At 50.6% G+C, this 19216-nt stretch carries 17 protein-coding genes and 1 pseudogene; 8 read left to right on the forward strand and 10 right to left on the reverse strand.

Going from position 1 to position 19216, the window contains the following annotated elements:
- Positions 1-221: pseudogene (locus BGK46_RS17860) on the forward strand (IS30 family transposase); the annotation flags it as partial.
- Here BGK46_RS17860 and BGK46_RS05065 read toward each other — a convergent pair.
- Positions 172-1170: a TonB-dependent receptor plug domain-containing protein gene (locus BGK46_RS05065; RefSeq protein ID WP_069587488.1), complete on the reverse strand. Its 999-nt coding sequence runs from the start codon at positions 1168-1170 to the stop codon at positions 172-174. The pseudogene BGK46_RS17860 and the gene BGK46_RS05065 overlap by 50 nt on opposite strands.
- 147 nt (positions 1171-1317) lie before the next feature.
- Here BGK46_RS05065 and BGK46_RS05070 point away from each other — a divergent pair, with 147 nt between their 5' ends.
- From BGK46_RS05070 to glpD, 4 genes are all read left to right on the forward strand, one after another.
- Positions 1318-2040, forward strand: coding sequence for a riboflavin synthase (locus BGK46_RS05070; RefSeq protein WP_069587489.1), 723 nt, complete (start codon positions 1318-1320; stop codon positions 2038-2040).
- Positions 2041-2333: 293 nt separating this feature from the next.
- Positions 2334-3212, forward strand: coding sequence for an MIP/aquaporin family protein (locus BGK46_RS05075; protein WP_069587490.1), 879 nt, complete (start codon positions 2334-2336; stop codon positions 3210-3212).
- A 65-nt stretch (positions 3213-3277) separates the two neighbouring features.
- Positions 3278-4798, forward strand: coding sequence for a glycerol kinase GlpK (gene glpK, locus BGK46_RS05080; RefSeq protein ID WP_069587491.1), 1521 nt, complete (start codon positions 3278-3280; stop codon positions 4796-4798).
- Between the two features lie 312 nt (positions 4799-5110).
- A complete protein-coding gene (gene glpD / locus BGK46_RS05085) occupies positions 5111-6652 on the forward strand; it encodes a glycerol-3-phosphate dehydrogenase (RefSeq protein ID WP_069587492.1) in 1542 nt (513 codons plus the stop codon).
- A gap of 94 nt (positions 6653-6746) precedes the next feature.
- Here glpD and BGK46_RS05090 read toward each other — a convergent pair whose 3' ends face one another.
- The 3 genes from BGK46_RS05090 to BGK46_RS05100 all read right to left on the reverse strand — a co-directional run bounded on the left by BGK46_RS05090 (position 6747) and on the right by BGK46_RS05100 (position 8611).
- The gene (locus BGK46_RS05090; protein WP_069587493.1) at positions 6747-7607 is read right to left on the reverse strand and encodes an EamA family transporter; all 861 of its coding nucleotides are present in this window, start codon (positions 7605-7607) and stop codon (positions 6747-6749) included.
- A gap of 95 nt (positions 7608-7702) precedes the next feature.
- The gene (locus BGK46_RS05095) at positions 7703-7984 is read right to left on the reverse strand and encodes a hypothetical protein (protein ID WP_069587494.1); all 282 of its coding nucleotides are present in this window, start codon (positions 7982-7984) and stop codon (positions 7703-7705) included.
- A 51-nt stretch (positions 7985-8035) separates the two neighbouring features.
- Positions 8036-8611, reverse strand: a complete 576-nt coding sequence (locus BGK46_RS05100) for a BON domain-containing protein (RefSeq protein WP_084781277.1) — start codon at positions 8609-8611, stop codon at positions 8036-8038.
- Between the two features lie 239 nt (positions 8612-8850).
- Between BGK46_RS05100 and BGK46_RS05105 the strand changes: the two genes are divergently transcribed.
- Complete coding sequence (locus BGK46_RS05105; protein ID WP_069587495.1) at positions 8851-9372, forward strand: hypothetical protein; 522 nt, start codon at positions 8851-8853, stop codon at positions 9370-9372.
- The gene (locus BGK46_RS05110; RefSeq protein WP_084781279.1) at positions 9341-10231 is read left to right on the forward strand and encodes a sigma-54 interaction domain-containing protein; all 891 of its coding nucleotides are present in this window, start codon (positions 9341-9343) and stop codon (positions 10229-10231) included. Before BGK46_RS05105 ends, BGK46_RS05110 begins: the two co-directional genes overlap by 32 nt.
- Here BGK46_RS05110 and BGK46_RS05115 read toward each other — a convergent pair.
- Positions 10174-11814, reverse strand: coding sequence for a diacylglycerol kinase family protein (locus tag BGK46_RS05115; RefSeq protein ID WP_175418638.1), 1641 nt, complete (start codon positions 11812-11814; stop codon positions 10174-10176). The genes BGK46_RS05110 and BGK46_RS05115 overlap by 58 nt on opposite strands.
- Positions 11815-11965: 151 nt before the next feature.
- Positions 11966-12946: a rhodanese-related sulfurtransferase gene (locus BGK46_RS05120; RefSeq protein WP_069587497.1), complete on the reverse strand. Its 981-nt coding sequence runs from the start codon at positions 12944-12946 to the stop codon at positions 11966-11968.
- A gap of 411 nt (positions 12947-13357) precedes the next feature.
- Between BGK46_RS05120 and BGK46_RS05125 the strand changes: the two genes are divergently transcribed.
- Positions 13358-14740, forward strand: a complete 1383-nt coding sequence (locus BGK46_RS05125; RefSeq protein WP_208759393.1) for an alanine/glycine:cation symporter family protein — start codon at positions 13358-13360, stop codon at positions 14738-14740.
- Positions 14741-14828: 88 nt separating this feature from the next.
- Here the strand turns inward: BGK46_RS05125 and BGK46_RS05130 are convergent, their stop codons facing one another.
- From BGK46_RS05130 to BGK46_RS05145, 4 genes are all read right to left on the reverse strand, one after another.
- The gene (locus BGK46_RS05130) at positions 14829-15824 is read right to left on the reverse strand and encodes a chemotaxis protein (RefSeq protein ID WP_069587499.1); all 996 of its coding nucleotides are present in this window, start codon (positions 15822-15824) and stop codon (positions 14829-14831) included.
- A 227-nt stretch (positions 15825-16051) separates the two neighbouring features.
- Complete coding sequence (locus BGK46_RS05135) at positions 16052-17308, reverse strand: NAD(P)/FAD-dependent oxidoreductase (protein ID WP_069587500.1); 1257 nt, start codon at positions 17306-17308, stop codon at positions 16052-16054.
- Positions 17305-18684: an NAD(P)/FAD-dependent oxidoreductase gene (locus tag BGK46_RS05140; protein ID WP_069587501.1), complete on the reverse strand. Its 1380-nt coding sequence runs from the start codon at positions 18682-18684 to the stop codon at positions 17305-17307. The genes BGK46_RS05135 and BGK46_RS05140 overlap by 4 nt, the downstream gene beginning before the upstream one ends.
- Positions 18677-19018 (reverse strand): (2Fe-2S)-binding protein, encoded by a 342-nt coding sequence (locus tag BGK46_RS05145; protein ID WP_069587502.1) that lies wholly within the window; start codon positions 19016-19018, stop codon positions 18677-18679. Before BGK46_RS05145 ends, BGK46_RS05140 begins: the two co-directional genes overlap by 8 nt.
- Positions 19019-19216: the final 198 nt, after the last annotated feature.

Here is a 19216-nt window from a genome sequence, read left to right on the forward strand (position 1 = left end):
TTTACGTGTGGGTGTACGTTATAAACGACAACAGTAACGGGCTGCTCAGGCAGTATATTCCCAAGGGCACTGACCTGCGTGAAATCACAGAAGAAGAGGTGATGCAAGCTGTGGCCCGCTTGAATGCTCGACCAAGAAAATGTCTTGGTTTTAGGCAGCCTAGCGTTATCTTTAACAAGTTATGTCAGGCTGCAGACGAGAGTGTTGCACTTCGCAGTTGAATCCGCGGGTATCAATGTAATCATTATAAGGCTGGTAGTGGTAATTTAAGGTGCTGGTATATTCGCGATAATGATTATCCACTGAGGCGGCATACAGCGCGGCATCGTAGCTACCATACTTTTTAATTTTGTAGGGCGTTACCGATGGCATGGCTCCCCGTCGGTTTGCCCACGGTTTTCGCCCTTGGTCATCATAGCGCGTATGGCTGAACATCATATTGTGCGCGTCGGATTGGTAGCGAACTTTACCCAGCAAACTGTGTTGACGGTAGCCAGAGAAGGTAAAAACGTCACCGTTGCCTAGCTCGATATCATCGGCATCACGTCGAGAGCCATGCAATAGCACGGACCACCCAGAGTCAGACGCACCATAGGTGGTGACACTGCGCTTCCATTGATGGTTCACACTGTTGAAACCCGCTTGCGCCATGGCGCCAATCGACGAATCTGGATCAAGAAAGTCAGTGGCCTCTTTCGTTTCCATCACAAAACTGCCTGCGAAAGCGCCAAGGCTGGCGCGAACGTTATGGTCGCCTTTGATAAGGTGTACCGAACGTAGCAGTTGAGGGTCAAGAAAAAAGCTACCATAGCGATATTGTTGAAAGCCGACGGGGGCGCCATCGACACGGATCGAGAGCGCGGAAGGGTGTGAGAATCCCCAGACATTAATGCGTTCACTACCCGGGCGCGCGCCACCATCAAGTGATACGCCCGGCATTTTCATTACCAGCTCACCGATGTTGTGGGCTTGTTCGCGTTGAATATCATCCAGCTCTAACGTGGATTTTCCCGGAGAGATAAGGGTAATTGGGTGCTTTAGCTGCTCGCCTTGTACTTTGACGGTCTCAATCTCTTTGGGAACCGATGTGTCGTCGGTACTCGCGGCTTGGGCACTCATGGAAAGCGCTGCCAAGATGGCAAAGCGTAAAAGAGGATACTGCATGCTCATAAAACTTCACTGACGCATAAAAGCGCGCACTATACGCCTAACTCGTCAATCTGGCAATGCTAATGATAGTGATTATCACTTATTGAGCGAGTGGCGAATACAGCGACTTCGCAGTATGATGAGCCAAAATTAACGATAGGAACGGCTATGTTTACTGGGATTATTCAAGCGGTCGCGACCATTGAGCGTTGCCGCGATCAGGGTGGATTACGAACTCTGGATATCCGCTTCCCCGCTGGATTTTGCGAGGGGCTTGAAATTGGTGCCAGCATCGCTATCGATGGTGTGTGTTTAACGGTTACTGAGCAGCTTGATGAAACCTTGGTACGGTTTGATGTGATGTTGCAAAGCCTTGCCGTCACCACATTAAAAGCGGTAGACGTAGGCGACACGGTTAATGCTGAACGCGCGGCCAAAGAAGGGGCAGAAGTGGGCGGGCACCCGTTATCTGGCCATATTGATTTCAATACTACCGTTCTAGACGTTCAACAGATTGACGATAACTATCGCATTCGCGTCTCTGTGCCGCATGAATGGATGAAGTACATCTTCCCGAAAGGCTACATTGCGCTCAACGGGGCCAGTTTGACGGTATCTGACGTCAATAAAAACGATGGTTGGTTCGAGGTGTGGCTGATCCCAGAGACGCGTAGAATGACAACATTCGAGGCCAAACAGGCGGGAACAGCGATCAATGTTGAAATTGAACGCGGCACGCAAGTGGTGGTTGATACCGTGCGAGATGCCATTGACGAAAAGATGGGCGCGTTGATGCCTTTGTTTGAGCGATTTTTAGCCGCGCACAACGCCGATATCGATGCGATTGGCCATGCGGCGCAGCAAGCCTTGTCCAAGTCGGACGACCAATAAACCATGGTGTTTTCCGCACCGTTAGTAGGAGAGCCGAGGCTCTCCTTTTCTTTTGGTGAGATGTTGACCGATTTTACGTGGCGTTAACGTCATCCACTCCTCCGATCTGCTCAAATTGTGCGCGAACCTGCTCAAATGATGATGTGCTTAACAAAAATGTCAGCAACAATTCATCGATATATGCTCGAACGCTCATTTTTGTTGTTATTTTGTTTTCGAGATGATGAGAGTATGCAAAATGTTAGTGTGGTTTTGAACGTGTAACCCTACTAACAGTGACAAGGATAATCATCATGAACAAAAAAGCGTCGACTTTATTAGGAGAGTGCGTTGCCGAATTTATCGGCACGGGCTTGCTCATCTTCTTTGGTGTGGGCTGTGTCGCCGCCCTAGTACTGACAGGCGCCGACTTCGGCCAATGGGAAATCAGTATTGTGTGGGGCTTCGGGGTCGCGATTGCCATTTACTGTACCGCGGGCGTTTCGGGCGCGCACATCAACCCGGCTGTCACCATTGCACTGGCTGCTTTTCACGGCTTTGAAAAAAGCAAGGTCGTGCCTTATATCGTTTCACAAATGCTCGGTGCTTTTGCCTCGGCGGCACTGGTCTACAGCCTTTATAGCAACCTCTTTGTCGAGTATGAACTGGCCAATAACATTGTACGCAGTAGCCCTGAAGCGCTAGCCACCGCGGGGATTTTTTCAACCTATGCGCATCCTGCTATTTCCTTTATGGGCGCGATGGCCGTTGAATTTGTGATTACTGCAGTCCTGATGTTTGGCATCTTGGCGTTAGGTGATGAAAACAACGGTGCCGCGCGTGGGCCAATGAACCCATTGCTGATTGGTATCCTGATTGCGGTTATTGGTGGCTCACTAGGCCCATTGACCGGGTTTGCCATGAACCCCGCGCGTGATTTCGGTCCGAAATTCTTTGCTTACCTAGCAGGATGGGATTACGCCCTAACCGGTGCGCGTGATATTCCTTACTTTATTGTCCCCATCGTTGCACCAATCCTAGGTGCTTGCTTCGGTGGCTGGTTGTATCCAAAAGCGATCGCGCCTTATCTGCCTCAAGCGGGTCACGGCTGCACGATTCCAAATCAGTGTGAAGACGATGAAGAAGCACTGGTGCAGGCAAAAGAAACTGACGCCCGTGAAGTGAATGCATAAACAATACGGATGGCGCCGATTGGCGCCAAACCGACTAAAATAACAGAGAACAAAAGGATCATATTATGTCTGAGCAAAAGTACATCGTCGCCCTTGATCAAGGCACCACTAGCTCCCGCGCTGTAGTGATGGATCATGATGCGAACATTGTCGGTGTCTCTCAGCGCGAGTTTACCCAAATTTACCCGCAAGCAGGTTGGGTTGAGCACGACCCAATGGAGATCTACGCGACGCAAAGTTCAACGCTGATTGAGGTCTTAGGTAAGACCGGGATCCGCAGTGATGAAATCGCCGGTATCGGTATTACTAACCAGCGTGAGACCACGGTGGTATGGAATAAGGAAACGGGCAAGCCTATCTACAACGCCATTGTTTGGCAGTGTCGTCGTACCGCTGAGATCTGCGAAGAGTTGCGTGGTCGTGGGCTTGAGTCCTATATCCGTGATAATACGGGTTTGGTGCTTGACCCTTACTTCTCTGGTACCAAGGTGAAGTGGATCTTGGACAACGTTGAAGGGGCCCGTGAAGACGCTGAAGCCGGTAAGTTATTGTTTGGTACCGTTGATACCTGGCTGGTCTGGAAGATGACGCAAGGCCGTGTTCATGTTACCGACTATACCAACGCCTCTCGAACCATGTTGTTTAACATTAACGATATGTGTTGGGACCAAAAAATGTTGGACGAGCTGGGTATCCCCGCATCAATGATGCCAGAAGTACGCCGCTCTTCCGAAGTGTATGGTCAAACCAACATCGGGGGTAAAGGCGGCACGCGGATCCCGATTGCAGGTATCGCAGGTGATCAACAAGCGGCCTTGTTTGGTCAGATGTGCGTTGAGGCTGGCCAAGCGAAAAACACCTACGGGACGGGCTGTTTCTTGCTGATGAATACTGGGCAGGAAAAAGTCACGTCCAATCACGGCTTGCTGACGACGGTTGCATGTGGTCCACAAGGCGAACCTGCTTATGCGCTAGAAGGGGCGGTGTTTATGGGCGGCGCCTCGATTCAGTGGCTCCGTGATGAGCTAAAAGTGTTAGAAGACGCTCATGACTCTGAATACTTCGCGACCAAAGTCGATACGTCAAACGGTGTCTATGTTGTGCCTGCCTTCACCGGTCTTGGCGCGCCATACTGGGACGCATATGCTCGAGGAACTATCGTTGGCTTAACACGTGGTGTTAACTCTAACCATATTATCCGTGCCACCTTGGAAAGTATCGCTTATCAAACACGTGATGTGTTGGATGCGATGCAAGCAGATTCGGGTATCAAGCTTGCAGCACTGCGCGTTGATGGCGGTGCGGTGGCGAATGACTTTCTGATGCAATTCCAAGCCGATGTCTTGGATACCGAAGTGCATCGCCCTGAAGTAACCGAAGTTACCGCACTGGGTGCCGCTTATCTGGCGGGTATGGCTGTAGGCTTCTGGGACGGCTTGGACGAGCTAAAAGACAAAGCAAAACTGAATCGAAGCTTTGAGCCTCATCAGGACGAAGAAAAACGTAACCGTCGCTACCGTGGCTGGAAACGCGCGGTGAAATGTGCGCAAGCTTGGGCGTCGCTGCACAACGAAGACGAAGATTAATCCTCGTTACCTCTCCTCAAGGGCGCGCATTCGCGCCCTTTTTTTATCATTCTAGCTGTCGCTTTCATGCATGTCTTAACGTCTACAAAAACAGACTGATATAGACAACCTTCCCGTCAAAACGCGCTCGACGCTACGTAATAAGCCAGTATTTAGTTTACATATCATTCAGGCTGTTAACTATTATTCTACATTAGTCACAGACGATAGGTTTTTTTCGAACATTTTTAGTGACCGAAAACGAAAGTTGATATACAGTTAAACCCATAAATAAATGTTCGTTCGCTCAAAAAGGAACAAGGTCGACTAACAATGACTACGCCAACTACTCATAACGAAACTTTACTCGATATTCTGGTCGTCGGAGGAGGCATCAATGGTGCGGGTATCGCAGCCGATGCAGCAGGCCGTGGTCTGAACGTCGGCCTGTACGACGCAAAAGATTTTGCGTCAGCGACGTCTTCTGCAAGCTCTAAGCTAATCCACGGTGGTTTGCGCTATCTAGAGCACTACGAGTTCCGCCTTGTGTCTGAAGCCTTGGCTGAGCGCGAAGTCTTGATCAACAAAGCGCCGCACATTGCTTTCCCAATGCGCTTTCGTTTGCCGCACCGCTCCTATTTGCGTCCCGCGTGGATGATTCGTTGTGGTCTGTTTCTCTATGACCATCTTGGTAAACGCTCTACGTTGCCCAGCAGCCATAAAGTGAATCTGGCCAAAACTGGCTATATGAAAGACGAAATGAAGATTGGCTTCGAATATTCGGATGCATGGGTGGATGATGCGCGCCTGACATTGCTAAATGCGCAATACACCCGCGAGAAAGGCGGCGAAGTGCGTAACTACTGCCAAGTGGTCGCGGCAGAGCGTGAGAATACGATTTGGCGTGTCACCTTGGAAGATACCCACACGGGAGAGCGATTCGAGCGTAAAGCGAAAGCCTTGGTGAATGCGACAGGCCCGTGGGTTAAGCAGTTTTATGATGATAGCCTGCACGAGAAATCACCGCGTGGTATTCGTATGATTAAAGGATCACACATTGTGGTGCCACGCATTCATCAAGACCCACAGGCGTACATCTTGCAGAACAACGATGGTCGCATTGTGTTTGTGATCCCTTATTTGGATAAATTCTCGCTGATTGGCACCACAGACGTGGAACACAAAGCCGATCCGCGTGCGGCGAAAATTGATGATGCCGAAGTGGATTATTTGGTCGATGTGGTTAACCAGCACTTTACCAAACAATTGTCTCGAGACGATGTCGTTTGGAGCTACAGCGGTGTGCGTCCATTGTGTGATGATGAGTCTGATTCACCGCAGGCGATCACACGGGATTATACCATTGAACTGGAGCAACAGGGCAATCAAGCGCCGCTCGTATCGATTTTCGGTGGTAAACTCACCACTTACCGGAAGTTGGCAGAGTCAGCCATGCGTAAACTGGCGCCTTTCTTTGACAAGATGGGTCAGCCTTGGACCGCAAATGGTGCGCTACCGGGCGGCGACTTTAGCTGCACACGCGAACAGTTGGCAGCATCGTTTATGCAGCGTTATCCTTGGTTAGCGCAAGTGACGGCACAACGTTTTGCAGATACGTATGGCACACGTACACACCAAATGCTCGCTGGGTGTCAAAGTGAAGCGGACATGGGTCGTCGATTTGCAGACGGTGTGTATCAGGCTGAGCTGAACTATCTGATTAAGTATGAGTTTGTTCAGCATGCCGAAGATGCATTATGGCGTCGTACCAAACTTGGCTTGTATCTCTCCGAAGCGCAACAAGCCGCGATTGCGGATTATATTGAGCAACAGCGAGGCAGTGTGCGTACCGTGCCGCTCAGTGAAGCGAGCTAACGCGACCGGATTGCAACAAGACTCGAACTAAGATGAAAAAGGTGCCATGACGGCACCTTTTTTAGTTTACCCACCTGTCGGCTTGTCTATTTGTTTAATGGGTGCGTGAGCGTCTTGCAGATAATGTGCTGCCGAGTGATGCGGTAATCACCATACCAATGGCGAGCCACTGGCGAAGCGCAAGCTGTTCGTCGAGCACCAACAAGCCCGCCATTGCTGCCACGGCAGGCTCTAAGCTCATCATGACACTAAAAGTTTGCTTGGGCATATTACGAAGGGCAATCATCTCTAACGAATAAGGGATGGCGCTAGAGATCAACGCGACAGCAATCCCTAAAGGCAATAAATGCCATTGCAAAATGGCGCCATCGGTCGCGATATAACCGGCTGGTACCAGATACAAAGCGGCAATACTCATGCCCAATGCCACTGTGCCACCACCGGGCGCAAGGTTGCCTGCTTTTTGGCCAAAAAGGATGTAGCCTGCCCAACAACCTCCCGCAGCAAGCGCGTAGGCGACGCCAATCGGATCAAGTGCATCCACACCAGAAAGATCGGGTAAGAGGGTGATGACTCCGCCCACCGCTAAGATAACCCACAGACTATCACGCGCTCGCCGAATGGACAGCAACGCCACGAGTAACGGGCCAGTAAATTCAAGTGCTACCGCAATGCCAAGCGGGATCCGCTCAATGGCAAGATAGAGCAGTAACATCATGCCGCCAAGACAACTGCCGTAGACGATGATGGCTCGCCAATGTCGGCCTCGCGGCCATTGGCGCCAGGGCCGAAAGACAAGGCAGAGTAGCAATGCCGAAAAGCCGACACGTAATGCTGATGTGCCTACCGGACCTACCAGAGGAAATAGCTGTTTGGCAAACGAAGCGCCAAATTGAATGGCACACATTGCGCCAAATACGCTTAAAATCGCTATGAACAGTGCGGGAGCCTGCATAATTGTTCCTCCTTGCCCTCAACAAGGCTCACCTTAACATAGCGACATAAAAAAGCCGCCCTCGAGGAGCGGCGTTTATCGCTTTCATGGCAGAGTTAGAATTTCTGCTTGGCAGAGTCATAGGCGCTTTTTAGCGAACCGAGAGCTTGCTCTGCCCCTTGTTTTATTTCATCCCATGCCTCATCGCTTGCATCTTGCAATTCATCGATGCGCGTTTTCGCTTGTGCTTTGCGGGCGCGTAAATGCTCTATGGTTTCGCGATATTCCGCTTTTGCATGCGCGGAGGCAACATCAGCCTTTGCTTCAAGTTTATCAATTTCTTGGTTCCAGCTATGTAAGCGTTCATGGAACTTATCAATCATCTCTTGGCGGCGCATAACACCTCCTCGGTTAAGTCAGTGGCATTTGGTGACGCTTAACGTCATTGCTTATGCATTTTCGGTTATCTCAAGCTTATCAACGACACGTTCCACGTCTTGTGCGTTTTCCGCCATTAATATGGCTAAATCGCGGGCCGCATCGCTTTTCACCTCGCCAGAGAGTGTGGCAACGCCATCATCAACAGACACTTCGATGTTGGTGCCGCTGATGTCTGGGTCGAGTAGCAAGCTTGTCTTCAGTGACGCCGCAATTTTGGTATCGACCACGGTCTGGCCGAGATCGGCGGCTTGGCTTGCTTGTTGCGAGACAGTGAGTTCGTTTTTAACCCCGGACACGCCGTCTATTTTTTCGACCAATCCACTGGCCAAGCTTTTATCCAGCTCAGTATCTACTTGACCTGTGAGTATCACCACACCTTGCTCTACATCTGTGTCGATATCGAAATTATTGAGGTTTGTGTTCACCAACAGCATGGTTTCAGCTTTACCGTCAATCCAAGCGTCTTTGGCTTGATCTTGCCATTGATTGTTGCTGCTTGCATGCGCGCTTGTGGCACCCAGTGCAAGTGCAAATCCCATTGCGACAAATAAAGGATGAAATCGACCTTGCGGAGTCGTCTTCATTGAACCCTCCTTATTTGATGAATTTGAGCAACCTCGTGGTGTTGCTGAAAGAATCTATTGCGAAGGCCATGCCAAAATTGCAATTTCCTGAAAAATAAATAGTTTTTATTTTTTCTTGCTGAGAGCTAAGTCAAGCGAGCTGTAATTTTTACATATAAACCTGTAAAAATGACTTTCATTGTTGAGAGAGCTGTCCGCCTATGGCACGGTAACGAAACACCCATCAAGGAGGCTCGGTGATGTCTCGGATTTCTGTCGCGCTTTTGTTAAGCGAGCAAGATATAAACTGGATGAGCGACATACTGCGTCAGGCAGATGCCGACACGACACGAGTTACGGACGTGAAGCAGGGACTTCAGGCGTGGCAAGCCGCGCCTGCGGATCTGGTAGTGTGTGATCTTGATGAATTGGGAGACGATGCGGAGCTTATCTGGCAACGGATGGAACAATCACCTGACACCGAGTGGCTTTTACTCAGCCGTGGCGACCCGCATCCCGACTGGAATGCCAAGGCGCAACAATGTGTCGCGACGGTTTTTCGTCGGCCCGTGGATCCCGAGTTGGTTCAAGCGTTTATTGATGACACGCTGATGCAGCAAGGACAATCTTGTAGAGCGAGCAAACCGATATTGACGAGTCAAGCGAACCAGTTCGGATACTTGCTTGGCAGTTCAGCGCCCATGCGGCATTTGTACCGAGTCTTAAAACGGCTGGGTCCGACCGGTGCCAATGTATTGGTTGTCGGCGAGCGGGGTGGGTAAAGAGCATGTCGCGAAAACCTTACATCGATTAGGTTGTGACCCTAACGCCCCCTTTATGGCGATTAACTGCGGAGCCCTGAGTCCTGAGTTGATAGAGAGTGAGTTGTTTGGTCATGTGAAAGGCGCATTTACAGGGGCACACCAAGACCACGCGGGTATTTTTCATCAAGCAGAAGGCGGCACCGTCTTTCTTGATGAAATCACCGAAATGCCGCAGGCGCTGCAGGTAAAGTTGCTACGTGTGTTGGAATCCGGAGAATATCGCCCAGTAGGCTCGACACACAATCAACGCGCCAATGTTCGTCTTGTCGCGGCGACTAACCGCGACCCACAACAAGCAATCGCATCCTCACGATTGCGTGAAGATATCTACTATCGCTTAGCCCAGTTTGTGGTCAATGTGCCACCCCTTCGGGAGAGAGAGGGGGACATTGAGGCACTGACGACCCATTTTTTGGCCGAACTCAATCATCAATTTCACACCCAGAAGGGGATCGAACCTCAAGCGATAAAACGCTTAAATGCCCACCGTTGGCCCGGCAATGTTCGCGAACTCAAGCATGCGATTGAGCACGGCTATTTGCTTTGTGCTGAGACGATTTTGCCCGACGACTTACCGTCAGCGGTGATCACGCCTACCAACACATCGACGGCGATGATTTTACCCGAATCGCTTACGTTAGACGCGCTAGAGCGTTTAGCGATTACCCAAACCTTGGCCCGTTGTGATGGCAATAAAACGCGAACGGCTGAAGTGCTTGGCATTAGTCCTAAAACGCTATACAACAAACTGAATCAGTATCAATCAGTCTCTTCGTCCTCAACTGCGGGTGAAAGGATCGATAGCGATCGCGGCTGAATACGAATGTCGAGCTTGCGGTCGCGATAAATTTCCCCATCGATGACATAGTCGGTGGTATGCGGAAAGCGCACGGCGACATGGGTAGCCTGTTGGTGATGTGTGAAGCGACCAACGGGCGTATCGAGTAAACTGGTAAGGGCCAGCTCAGCGAGCGAGAGAACTGCACCAGTCTTGGTTGCCGATGGGGTCAACCAAGTGACGTCGAGCTTGCCATCCGCGTGATTGGGTTGACCACGGCCTTGGGCAAGCAAGGTCGTCATTGGGGCGGCATTGGCAATAACCATGCTGGTGGTTTCAATGGTTTGAGAGGGCTGCTTATCGATACGAATCGATAAGGTCATTTTGGTATTTTGATTTGCCGCACCCAATAAGCCTTGCAAATAGGCCCATTGCCCACTTTGGTTTTTTTGTTCACGCGCCGCATAGCGGATCATTTGCTGCTCAAAGCCAACACCTACAACCAATAACGCGACACGGCCATTGCAACGTGCGGTGTCGATGCGATGAGGGGTGCCATCGAGAATCACCTCACAAGCTGCATCAATGCTGAGAAATTTTGATTTGATCCCCCAAAGTGCATGACAAAGCGCATTGGCGGTGCCAAGGGGCAGTACCCCGAGCGGCGTGTCGGTGTTGACCAGCGCACGCGCTACCGCATTGACTGTGCCATCCCCGCCTGCGGCAATCACGACATCGGCATGGTGTGCCACGGCGCGACACGCAAGTTGATAGGTACGTCGATTGTGGCGAGTATGATGGACCACCACGCGATAGCCTTCGCCTAAATAGTCTTGAATATACCGTTTGTGCTTTTGCCACTTACCACCACCCGCTGCTGGGTTGGCGATAATCCAAGCAATGGGTCGATCAAGTCTTAATGCGCCGTCTTGCTGGAAGCGTGATAGTGCCCGAAATTGGCGCCGATTAAGCTGAGCTTTGGGACGTATTGAACGAATGCTGTTTAGCACGCTGTTGAGGTTTTTGTCCGGCTCTAGGGCCCATAAATATGCCGCAGCCACCATCACAGAGCGACCACGGCCTAACGCACAGTGCACCACCACGGTCTCGCCACGCATGCGTTGCTGATGGATCCACTGCAACGCTCGCATCAGTTGGCTACGGGAAGGATACGCATGGTCGAGGACAGGCACCGAGAGGTAACTGATTTCACGGGTCTCGCTAAAACTGTTTAAGCTCTCGAATTCAGCGGTCACGTCCAAAATGCCGCCAATGCCTTGAGTTTGAATGTAGTCCAGATCGTGACGAGTCAGCCGAGCACCAACATAAAGGCCGGATGCAATTTTTTGAATAGCAGGTTCGGTATCACGATGACGTGCCCAGCGATTATAAAGGTGCGTGCAAACGAAAAATGGCGCAAATACCCCATGGATGAGGGTTGGGAGTTGGCCGGTGTATCGCTTGCGGAAAAGGCGCGGCTGATTACGCCAGTATGCAAGACTCACGGCAATAAAGGCGATGCCACTCCAAAGCAGCAGTACATCGAGAGCAAGCCAAGGTGTCCAAACTGTGACTAAAATGAGCGCAGCGCCGATGAGCGCGTAGAGTGGGCCAACGATCACATGTTCTCCTTGCAGGCCATCCGTGTGCGTATCAGTATGATTCGCCTAGGTATCGTCAATGACGACTATAGCCTAGCAGGAGAGGAGATAGAAACGAAAACGGCACGCTATCATTGCGTGCCGTGTAAAGTCTCGTGTCGTTATAGACGGATTAAGCGTCTTTCTTTTGTGCTTGTTTCTTTTGCTTTTTCATCGCACGCCGCGCTTCGATAATGTGTTTCGCTTCGCCTCCGACGTGTTGCTCTCCGCGCTCGCGAGCCAGTTGCACTTGACGTTCGCGCTCACGAAAACGCGCTTTCTGCTCCTCGGTATGCTTGTCATGACACTTTGGACAGGATACGCCTTGCTCGTAGTGCTCGCTTTCCATATCGGCTTTAGTAATGGGTAGGCGGCATGCATTACACATCGCGTACGATCCTTTCTCGAGCGAATGATTTACCGCCACGCGGCCATCAAACACATAGCATTCGCCATTCCAAAGGCTATTACTCTCAGGCACTTCTTCGAGGTATTTTAGGATCCCTCCTTCCAAGTGATAGACCTCGTCAAAGCCTTTTTCCTTCAAAAAGGCCGTTGATTTTTCGCAGCGAATGCCACCGGTACAGAACATGGCAACTTTTTTATGCTTGCTTGGATCGAGGTGCTTTTCTACATACTCGGGAAAATCACGAAAGCTTTCGGTATGAGGGTTAACTGCGCGCTCAAAGGTCCCGATTTCAATTTCGTAGTCGTTCCGTGTATCAATGACCAGCACCTCAGGATTGCTAATCAGATCGTTCCATTCCGTCGGCTTCACGTAGGTGCCGACTGTATGGCGAGGATCAATTCCCTCAACACCCATGGTGACGATTTCTTTTTTCAGCTTTACCTTGGTGCGGTTAAAAGGTTGGCTGTCTTCAAAGGACTCTTTGTAGCCAATGTCCGCAAGGCGAGCATCGTTTTTAAACCAAGCAAACAGGGCATCAATTCCTTCACGGCGGGCGGCGACGGTGCCGTTAATCCCTTCTTTCGCGAGCAGTAGCGTGCCGCGTACTTGGTTTTTTTCCATCACCTCTTGCAGCGGGGCGCGAAGGTCTTGGTAGTCATCAAGGGTGACGAACTTATATAGCGCACAAATAACGTAGGCGGACATGTTGTTTCCTCTTGCTGGCTGGAGCGTAAATCCAGTGCATGGGTTGTGGGTTTAAAAGACGCGCGAAGTATAGCGAATGGCACTGGGGCTAAACACCGGCGAAAAGTAAGGTTAAACGTTTTGTGCCCGTGTTGTTTTGGATAGGTGTGGGTCGCTTTATTTATTTGTGTTCAAATCAAAGTGCTGCGGTAATTATTCATCCTAGTGCATTACTGATGAGATCAAAGTCACGTATTGGCTGGGTTTTGGTCGCGATGTTACGGATTTATCCGTAATTTGGATGGGTTTTTAGTCACGCCAGTAAGAATTTATTGCTTTATGGTCTAATTATTTTGCTGGTTGGCGTGCATCGACTAGGCCGGAGTCTAGAGAGCAAAGTAATTAGCCAAGCATCAAGAAAGGATGCGAGACATGATTGAAGAATGGATTAACGCCTTTGTAGGTTTTATCTGGGGAAAACCGATGCTGATCTTGCTGGTCGGTGGCGGATTGTTTTTCACTCTGTACGGAAAGCTCACGCCTTTTCGTTACATGGCGCACAGCGTCAAGCTATTAACCGGTAAAGTGGATGATGGCAGCGGTCATGGTGATTTATCTCATCGCAAAGCCTTAGCGGCCGCACTGTCGGGTACGTTAGGTCTTGGCAATATCGCGGGCGTCGCACTGGCGCTGAGTGCGGGTGGACCGGGGGCGGTTTTTTGGATGTGGCTCACCGCGCTACTGGGGGTATCGACCAAGTTTTATACCTGCACACTGGGAGTCATGTACCGCCACAAAGACGCCAAGGGAAATGTACACGGTGGCCCCATGTATACGGTTCAGCATGGGTTGGGCCCGAAGTTTAAATGGTTGGCGGTGATGTTTGCCATTGCGGGTCTGATGGGATTTGTGCCGTCATTTCAGATCAACCAACTTGGCGCTGTGGTGCAAACTCAACTGTTTCCGGGAGTCGCTTGGTTAGAGAGCAGTGCCTTCTCGTGGGGGATGGGTATTGTTCTGGCCGTGTTCGTCGGCATGGTAATTTGGGGTGGCCTTAAGCGTGTCGCTGACGTCGCTGGGGCTTTGGTGCCTTTGATGGCGGGAAGCTATATGGTCATGGCGGTAGCCGCGTTGGCGCTCAATGCGGAACGTGTGCCCGGTGTGTTCCAGTCTATATTTGCCAGTGCTTTTTCACCGGATGCGATGTTTGGTGGAGTACTGAGTGTGATCATCATCGGTGTGAGTCGTGGTGCCTTTTCTAATGAGGCAGGGATTGGCACTGAAGTCATGGCACACAGTGCGGCGAAAACCAACGAGCCCGTGCGTGAAGGTTTGGTCGCGAGCTTAGGTCCTATCATCGATACCTTAATTGTTTGTAGCTGTACCGCTTTAGTCATTCTCGTGACTGGTGTGCTCGATCAAGCTGAGGGTATGCAAGGGGTGAGTTTGACCATGGCGGCTTTCAAAGCGGCGTTTGGTGCACCAGGCGCGTGGTTGCTAGCGGCACAAGTGCTGATCCTCTCTTTTACCACCGTCTTTACCTTCTGGTATTACGGCTATAAGTGCTTTGTGTATTTGTTTGGCGAAAAAGTCGGCCAGTACTACAAGTATCTGTATCTCTCACTGGTCGTTCTGGGGGCAGTGGTATCACTGGATGTGGTGTTCTTGTTCTTGATCGGTGCGTACGGATTGATGGCGGTGCCGACCATGGTCTCTGGCCTATTGTTAGCGCCGAAGGTAAACCAAGCCGCAAAGGCCTATTTCAGTGGCCGACGTTATCAGTCGCATAGCGGATCACAAGCCACTAACCTTTGAATTAATTTAACAACCAAAAGGCTGCCTAGACGGCAGCCTTTTTTATTGCGGTGAGAGCCACAGGCGTGGTAGGCGAGTACTCGCGTTATCAATCGTCGAGTGGGGCGCCAAAGATATACTTATCTGCCAGTCCGACCATACGACCAATTTCTGGCTTAGTAATGGTGTCATTGGCACCAAGCTGTAAAGCTTTAGCGCGGTTGTCTTCACTCATGATTGAGGAGAACATTACGATGGGCATGGTTTTGTAGGTGTCATTATCGCGTAAGCGCTTGACCAAGTGCATACCATCCATGCGTGGCATCTCGACATCTGAGATAATGGCATCCACAAATTCAGTAATCGCCACACCTTCTTCTTTCGCGATTTTCTCAAACTCCATCAGCTTCTCAAAGGCTTCGCCACCGTCTTTCGCAGACAAAATATTGTAGCCCGCTGAACGTAGCGTATTTTCGATCAGGCTGCGGATAAAGGCAGAGTCATCAACCACCAATACGGTTTTTGCTTCTCGCTTTTTCGCACTGGTTTCGGAAATATTGACGCTGCGGTCTTGGGTCACGTCATATTTTTCCATGCTCAACTCGGGGTTGATGTCGGCGATGATTTTTTCAAAGTCGAGAATCATGATGAGGTTGTTGTTTTTGCGAACCACTGCGACCACACAGTCTTGTTCTCCGGCTTCTAGGAATTGACTGGGTGACTCTACCGCTTCCCATGAGATACGGTGAATGCGACTAATACTGTCGATCAAAAAACCGTTCGTCATGTTGTTAAAGTCGGTGACAATCACAAACTTATTGTCTTTCTCAGGGCGGGTTGGCACCCCTAGCCACCCTGCAAGATCAATCAAGGGAGTGAGTTTTTCACGAGAAGAAAACACGCCAATCATATGAGGCTGTGCATTGGGGTAATCGGTTGTTTCAGGCACTTGAATGACTTCACGGACTTTGGCGACGTTGATGCCGTAGTAACAGGTTTTAGTACTGCCGTCCGGAAGTTGTTTCATAAGGTGAAACTCGATGATCTCGAGCTCGTTAGTGCCACTTTCCGTCAGTATTGCGTTCTTTGATGGCTCGTCGTTCATGCCTACCACATTTCCTATCGATAACAGCGAAGATTGCTGACAAACACAGCGATAAAACCAGTATAAGCCTGTGATCAATAAAGCGACAATATTTGCCAAATAATCGAACGGCGTTCTGTGGTCTATCACGCTAAATTCGGCTTGGAAATCAGCGGTAAGTTACAGCTTAGTAACAAAAAAAGCCTGCACTGAGGCAGGCTTTAGTGGTTGGGACCATGTAATTGGAATTAAGGTAACGCGACTTCAAGATGATAGTTACCGATCATTTTTCCTTGGTCATTCAAGAAGCGCGTGTAGGAGAAGGGTTCAAGATCAATGGTCGTTGGTAGACCACGTACCACTTCATTCATCACCTTTCCGGTGATGGCAGAGGTCAACATACCGGTACGGAAATGCCCACATGCATTGAGGTAACCGTCAATACCCGGCACTGCACCAAGAATTGGCAGTTCATCCGGTGAGCCCGGACGCAAGCCTGCCCAGCAGCGCTTGATATTCATCTTTTTCAGCTCGGGGATAGACTTCATGGCGCCTTGTGCCAGCTGCTTGATGTACTTGATGTCTGTGGTGGTATCAAAACCACGCTCTTCGGTGGTTGAGCCAATCAAGACTTCGCCGTTATCTTTTTGAGCGATGTAACAATCACTGGTGGTTAAACAACCATTTAAAAGCTTCGGTAGCTTCTCAGAGACGATCACTTGGCCTTTGACTGGGAAGACAGGCATTGGCATGCCCGTTGCCCACAAGCTGAGTTTTTCCGCCCATGCGCCACCCGCGTTGATCATGGTGCCACAACCTAGCTTGCCGTTTTCTGTTTCAACCGCGACAACCCGGTTACCTTGTCTCACCACACCCGTAACTTTGGTATTGAGATATAGCTCGACACCGTTTTGCCGTGCTGCTTCCAAATAGGCCTCGTTGAGGCGATAGGGGTTGATTTGGTGATCCCCCTCAAACTCCATCGCACCAATTGCCGCGCGCGACACGTTAGGCTCTTGTGCGTGAAGGTCTTCTTGAGACACCCAGCGGACATGCTCTTGGCGATCAGGTATGGCGGCCGCAATGTGCTCGGCATAGAGTTTGTCGTACTTATCAAACATGACAAACTTCAGACCGGTACGCTCAAACTTAAAGTCCACACCGTGATGCGTCATCAGGTCATCATACAATGCCGGATAGAGCTGGTTAGACAGCATCGCCATATCGAAGAACGGCTTGGGCATAATGTGCGGTTTGATCTCTGGTGATCCACCTTCGCCGCTTTCTTGCATCTGCTTAGAAAGGGTTTTAAACAGGATAACGCCGCAACCAAGGCCGGTTGACTCGCCCATCGCCCATAGGCCACCGGCTGACGCACGTGAGGCGTTTCCGGGGTATTTATAGTCCACAACGGCGATGGATAAGTCGCGCTCGCGGCTTAAATGATAAGCCACCGATGCGCCGATCACGCCGCCGCCACAAATTACGATGTCGTACTGTTTCATGCGTCATCCTCCAACGCAGCAAAAGGAATAGGGTCGAGTGGGAATCGAGGGCGAATCAAAGGCTGAGGCGACGTCGTGCTCTCATTGAGTCGGTCGTAGCAATAGTGCGCACAAGTTTTTCCTTGGCAGTCACCCATGGTGACGCGGGTACGCATTTTCAACGTAATCACATCCTTGACGCCTTGATTGATGGCGTTATCAATGTCCGCCTTTTTCACTTGTTCGCAGCGACAGATCACAGTGTCTTTTTCCGGCAAGCTGAGCAGGCCTGGGCGACGATAGCCTGCCGTATCAAAGCCTTTACGGAAACGGTAGCTCTTTTCGATCTGATGACGCAGAGCCTTAAACTCATTATCAAGATTCGGCATTGAAATATTGCGTGCCTTCAGTGCTGAATATGCCGCAATCTTTCCTTCCAACATGGCGGCTTCTGCGCCGGCAAATTTTACGGTATCACCTGCGCAGTAAACATTGTCGAGGCTGGCTCGTTGCCACTCGTCCACCACGGGGATCGCCCCGCTCATATGATCGTACTGCATATCTAGCCCCATTAGTTGTGCGAGCTGAGAGCGTGCCGCGAAGCCGTAACCCACACCAAGTACATCAGCATCTATGGTTTCGGCACGGCTAACATCTGGGTGCCAATCTTTACTGTAGGGGGCAACCGTGACTTGCTCGACTTGGGGGTCACCCGAGGCTTTAACTACGCCCCAACCGTAATGCATCGGGATATGATGGCGTTTGAGATACATCATCATGGAGAGGCCATCTAGCGCGAGCTGTGGACGGTTAAGGAGGGCGAGCGTTTCACGTGCCAAGTCTTTGAATGGCGCCGCTTCATAGATACCCGCGATATCACAACCGGCTTTGTGAAGCTGACAAGCGACCAAGACAAGCAAAGGCCCTGTGCCGGTGATCACGCAGCGGTGACCGGGACGGACCAATCCGCTTTTTATTTGAAGTTGGATACCACCCAGAAGCATCACCCCAGGCATATCCCAGCCGGGAAAGGGAATGCTGCGCTCTTGGCAACCGGTGGCGAGGATCAATTGCTCATAGTCAATCGTTGATAGCGTGTCTTCATGGGCAGTGAGGAGGTGTTGATCCGCCATTGGCCCCAGTACCCGCGTCAAACTACGTAGGTCAATCAAATCCTGATGCTGGCGATATTGTTCGCGAAGGGACTGTGACGTGGCTTTCCATTTATCATCCAAATGAGGCAGCGCGTCAGTATCTCGCCATGGACCGCGGTAGACGACGCCACCGGGTTTGGGCGCTTCATCAAGAATAATACTCGCGACCTTGTGCTTGGCCAGTGTGACCGCGGCAGACAAGCCGGCAGGTCCAGCACCAACAATAACAACAGGTTTAGACATGGGTTTCTCCTTGCTCGACGGTACTGCTTTCAAGATCCTTACTTTCAACCACAATGTTGGCTTCAGTGCGGACATCCATATCCGGCTGGACGGCGACTTGGCACGCACGTTGTTTATGGCGGCCGTTGATTTCCAGCGTGCAGCAATGACACACGCCCATGCCGCAATAGGCACTGGCTAATCGGCCATAATCATTTTTAGATAGCGCACGGATATTGCTCGCAAGCAAGGTGCTTAGCACGCTTTCTCCAGCGATGGCAGGAACCGTCTCGCCATTGACACGGATCGAGAAGGTTTTGCCAACTGCATCGGTAATGTCTTGGGATCGTTTCATCGTTTTAATTTGCTCATTGGTATGTTGTCGGGACAGTGATGACACCCATTCCACCTGTTTAAGTGAAGGGACCTTATTGTCTTATTTGTTAGGCGAGGCGTATGTTATAGCCGAGTCGTGAAATGCGTGTTACTTTTTGTTGCGTTTTCGTTATTCCTCACAAAAATTAAGGAAAAATAAAAACTATTGTGATCACTA

The sequence above is a fragment of the Salinivibrio sp. SS2 genome (genome assembly GCF_001722075.1).
Taxonomy (GTDB): domain Bacteria; phylum Pseudomonadota; class Gammaproteobacteria; order Enterobacterales; family Vibrionaceae; genus Salinivibrio; species Salinivibrio proteolyticus.

What these genes read in the sequence shown, in the direction of transcription:
- glpK (WP_069587491.1), top strand. Translation starts at nt 3,278, where the DNA reads ATGTCTGAGCAAAAGTACATCGTCGCCCTTGATCAAGGCACCACTAGC.
- BGK46_RS05095 (WP_069587494.1), bottom strand. Translation starts at nt 7,984, where the DNA reads ATGCGCCGCCAAGAGATGATTGATAAGTTCCATGAACGCTTACATAGC.
- BGK46_RS05105 (WP_069587495.1), top strand. Translation starts at nt 8,851, where the DNA reads ATGTCTCGGATTTCTGTCGCGCTTTTGTTAAGCGAGCAAGATATAAAC.
- BGK46_RS05145 (WP_069587502.1), bottom strand. Translation starts at nt 19,018, where the DNA reads ATGAAACGATCCCAAGACATTACCGATGCAGTTGGCAAAACCTTCTCG.
- BGK46_RS05140 (WP_069587501.1), bottom strand. Translation starts at nt 18,684, where the DNA reads ATGTCTAAACCTGTTGTTATTGTTGGTGCTGGACCTGCCGGCTTGTCT.
- BGK46_RS05090 (WP_069587493.1), bottom strand. Translation starts at nt 7,607, where the DNA reads ATGCAGGCTCCCGCACTGTTCATAGCGATTTTAAGCGTATTTGGCGCA.
- BGK46_RS05075 (WP_069587490.1), top strand. Translation starts at nt 2,334, where the DNA reads ATGAACAAAAAAGCGTCGACTTTATTAGGAGAGTGCGTTGCCGAATTT.
- BGK46_RS05125 (WP_208759393.1), top strand. Translation starts at nt 13,358, where the DNA reads ATGATTGAAGAATGGATTAACGCCTTTGTAGGTTTTATCTGGGGAAAA.
- BGK46_RS05100 (WP_084781277.1), bottom strand. Translation starts at nt 8,611, where the DNA reads ATGAAGACGACTCCGCAAGGTCGATTTCATCCTTTATTTGTCGCAATG.
- BGK46_RS05065 (WP_069587488.1), bottom strand. Translation starts at nt 1,170, where the DNA reads ATGAGCATGCAGTATCCTCTTTTACGCTTTGCCATCTTGGCAGCGCTT.
- BGK46_RS05070 (WP_069587489.1), top strand. Translation starts at nt 1,318, where the DNA reads ATGTTTACTGGGATTATTCAAGCGGTCGCGACCATTGAGCGTTGCCGC.
- BGK46_RS05120 (WP_069587497.1), bottom strand. Translation starts at nt 12,946, where the DNA reads ATGTCCGCCTACGTTATTTGTGCGCTATATAAGTTCGTCACCCTTGAT.
- BGK46_RS05130 (WP_069587499.1), bottom strand. Translation starts at nt 15,824, where the DNA reads ATGAACGACGAGCCATCAAAGAACGCAATACTGACGGAAAGTGGCACT.
- BGK46_RS05135 (WP_069587500.1), bottom strand. Translation starts at nt 17,308, where the DNA reads ATGAAACAGTACGACATCGTAATTTGTGGCGGCGGCGTGATCGGCGCA.
- glpD (WP_069587492.1), top strand. Translation starts at nt 5,111, where the DNA reads ATGACTACGCCAACTACTCATAACGAAACTTTACTCGATATTCTGGTC.
- BGK46_RS05110 (WP_084781279.1), top strand. Translation starts at nt 9,341, where the DNA reads ATGTATTGGTTGTCGGCGAGCGGGGTGGGTAAAGAGCATGTCGCGAAA.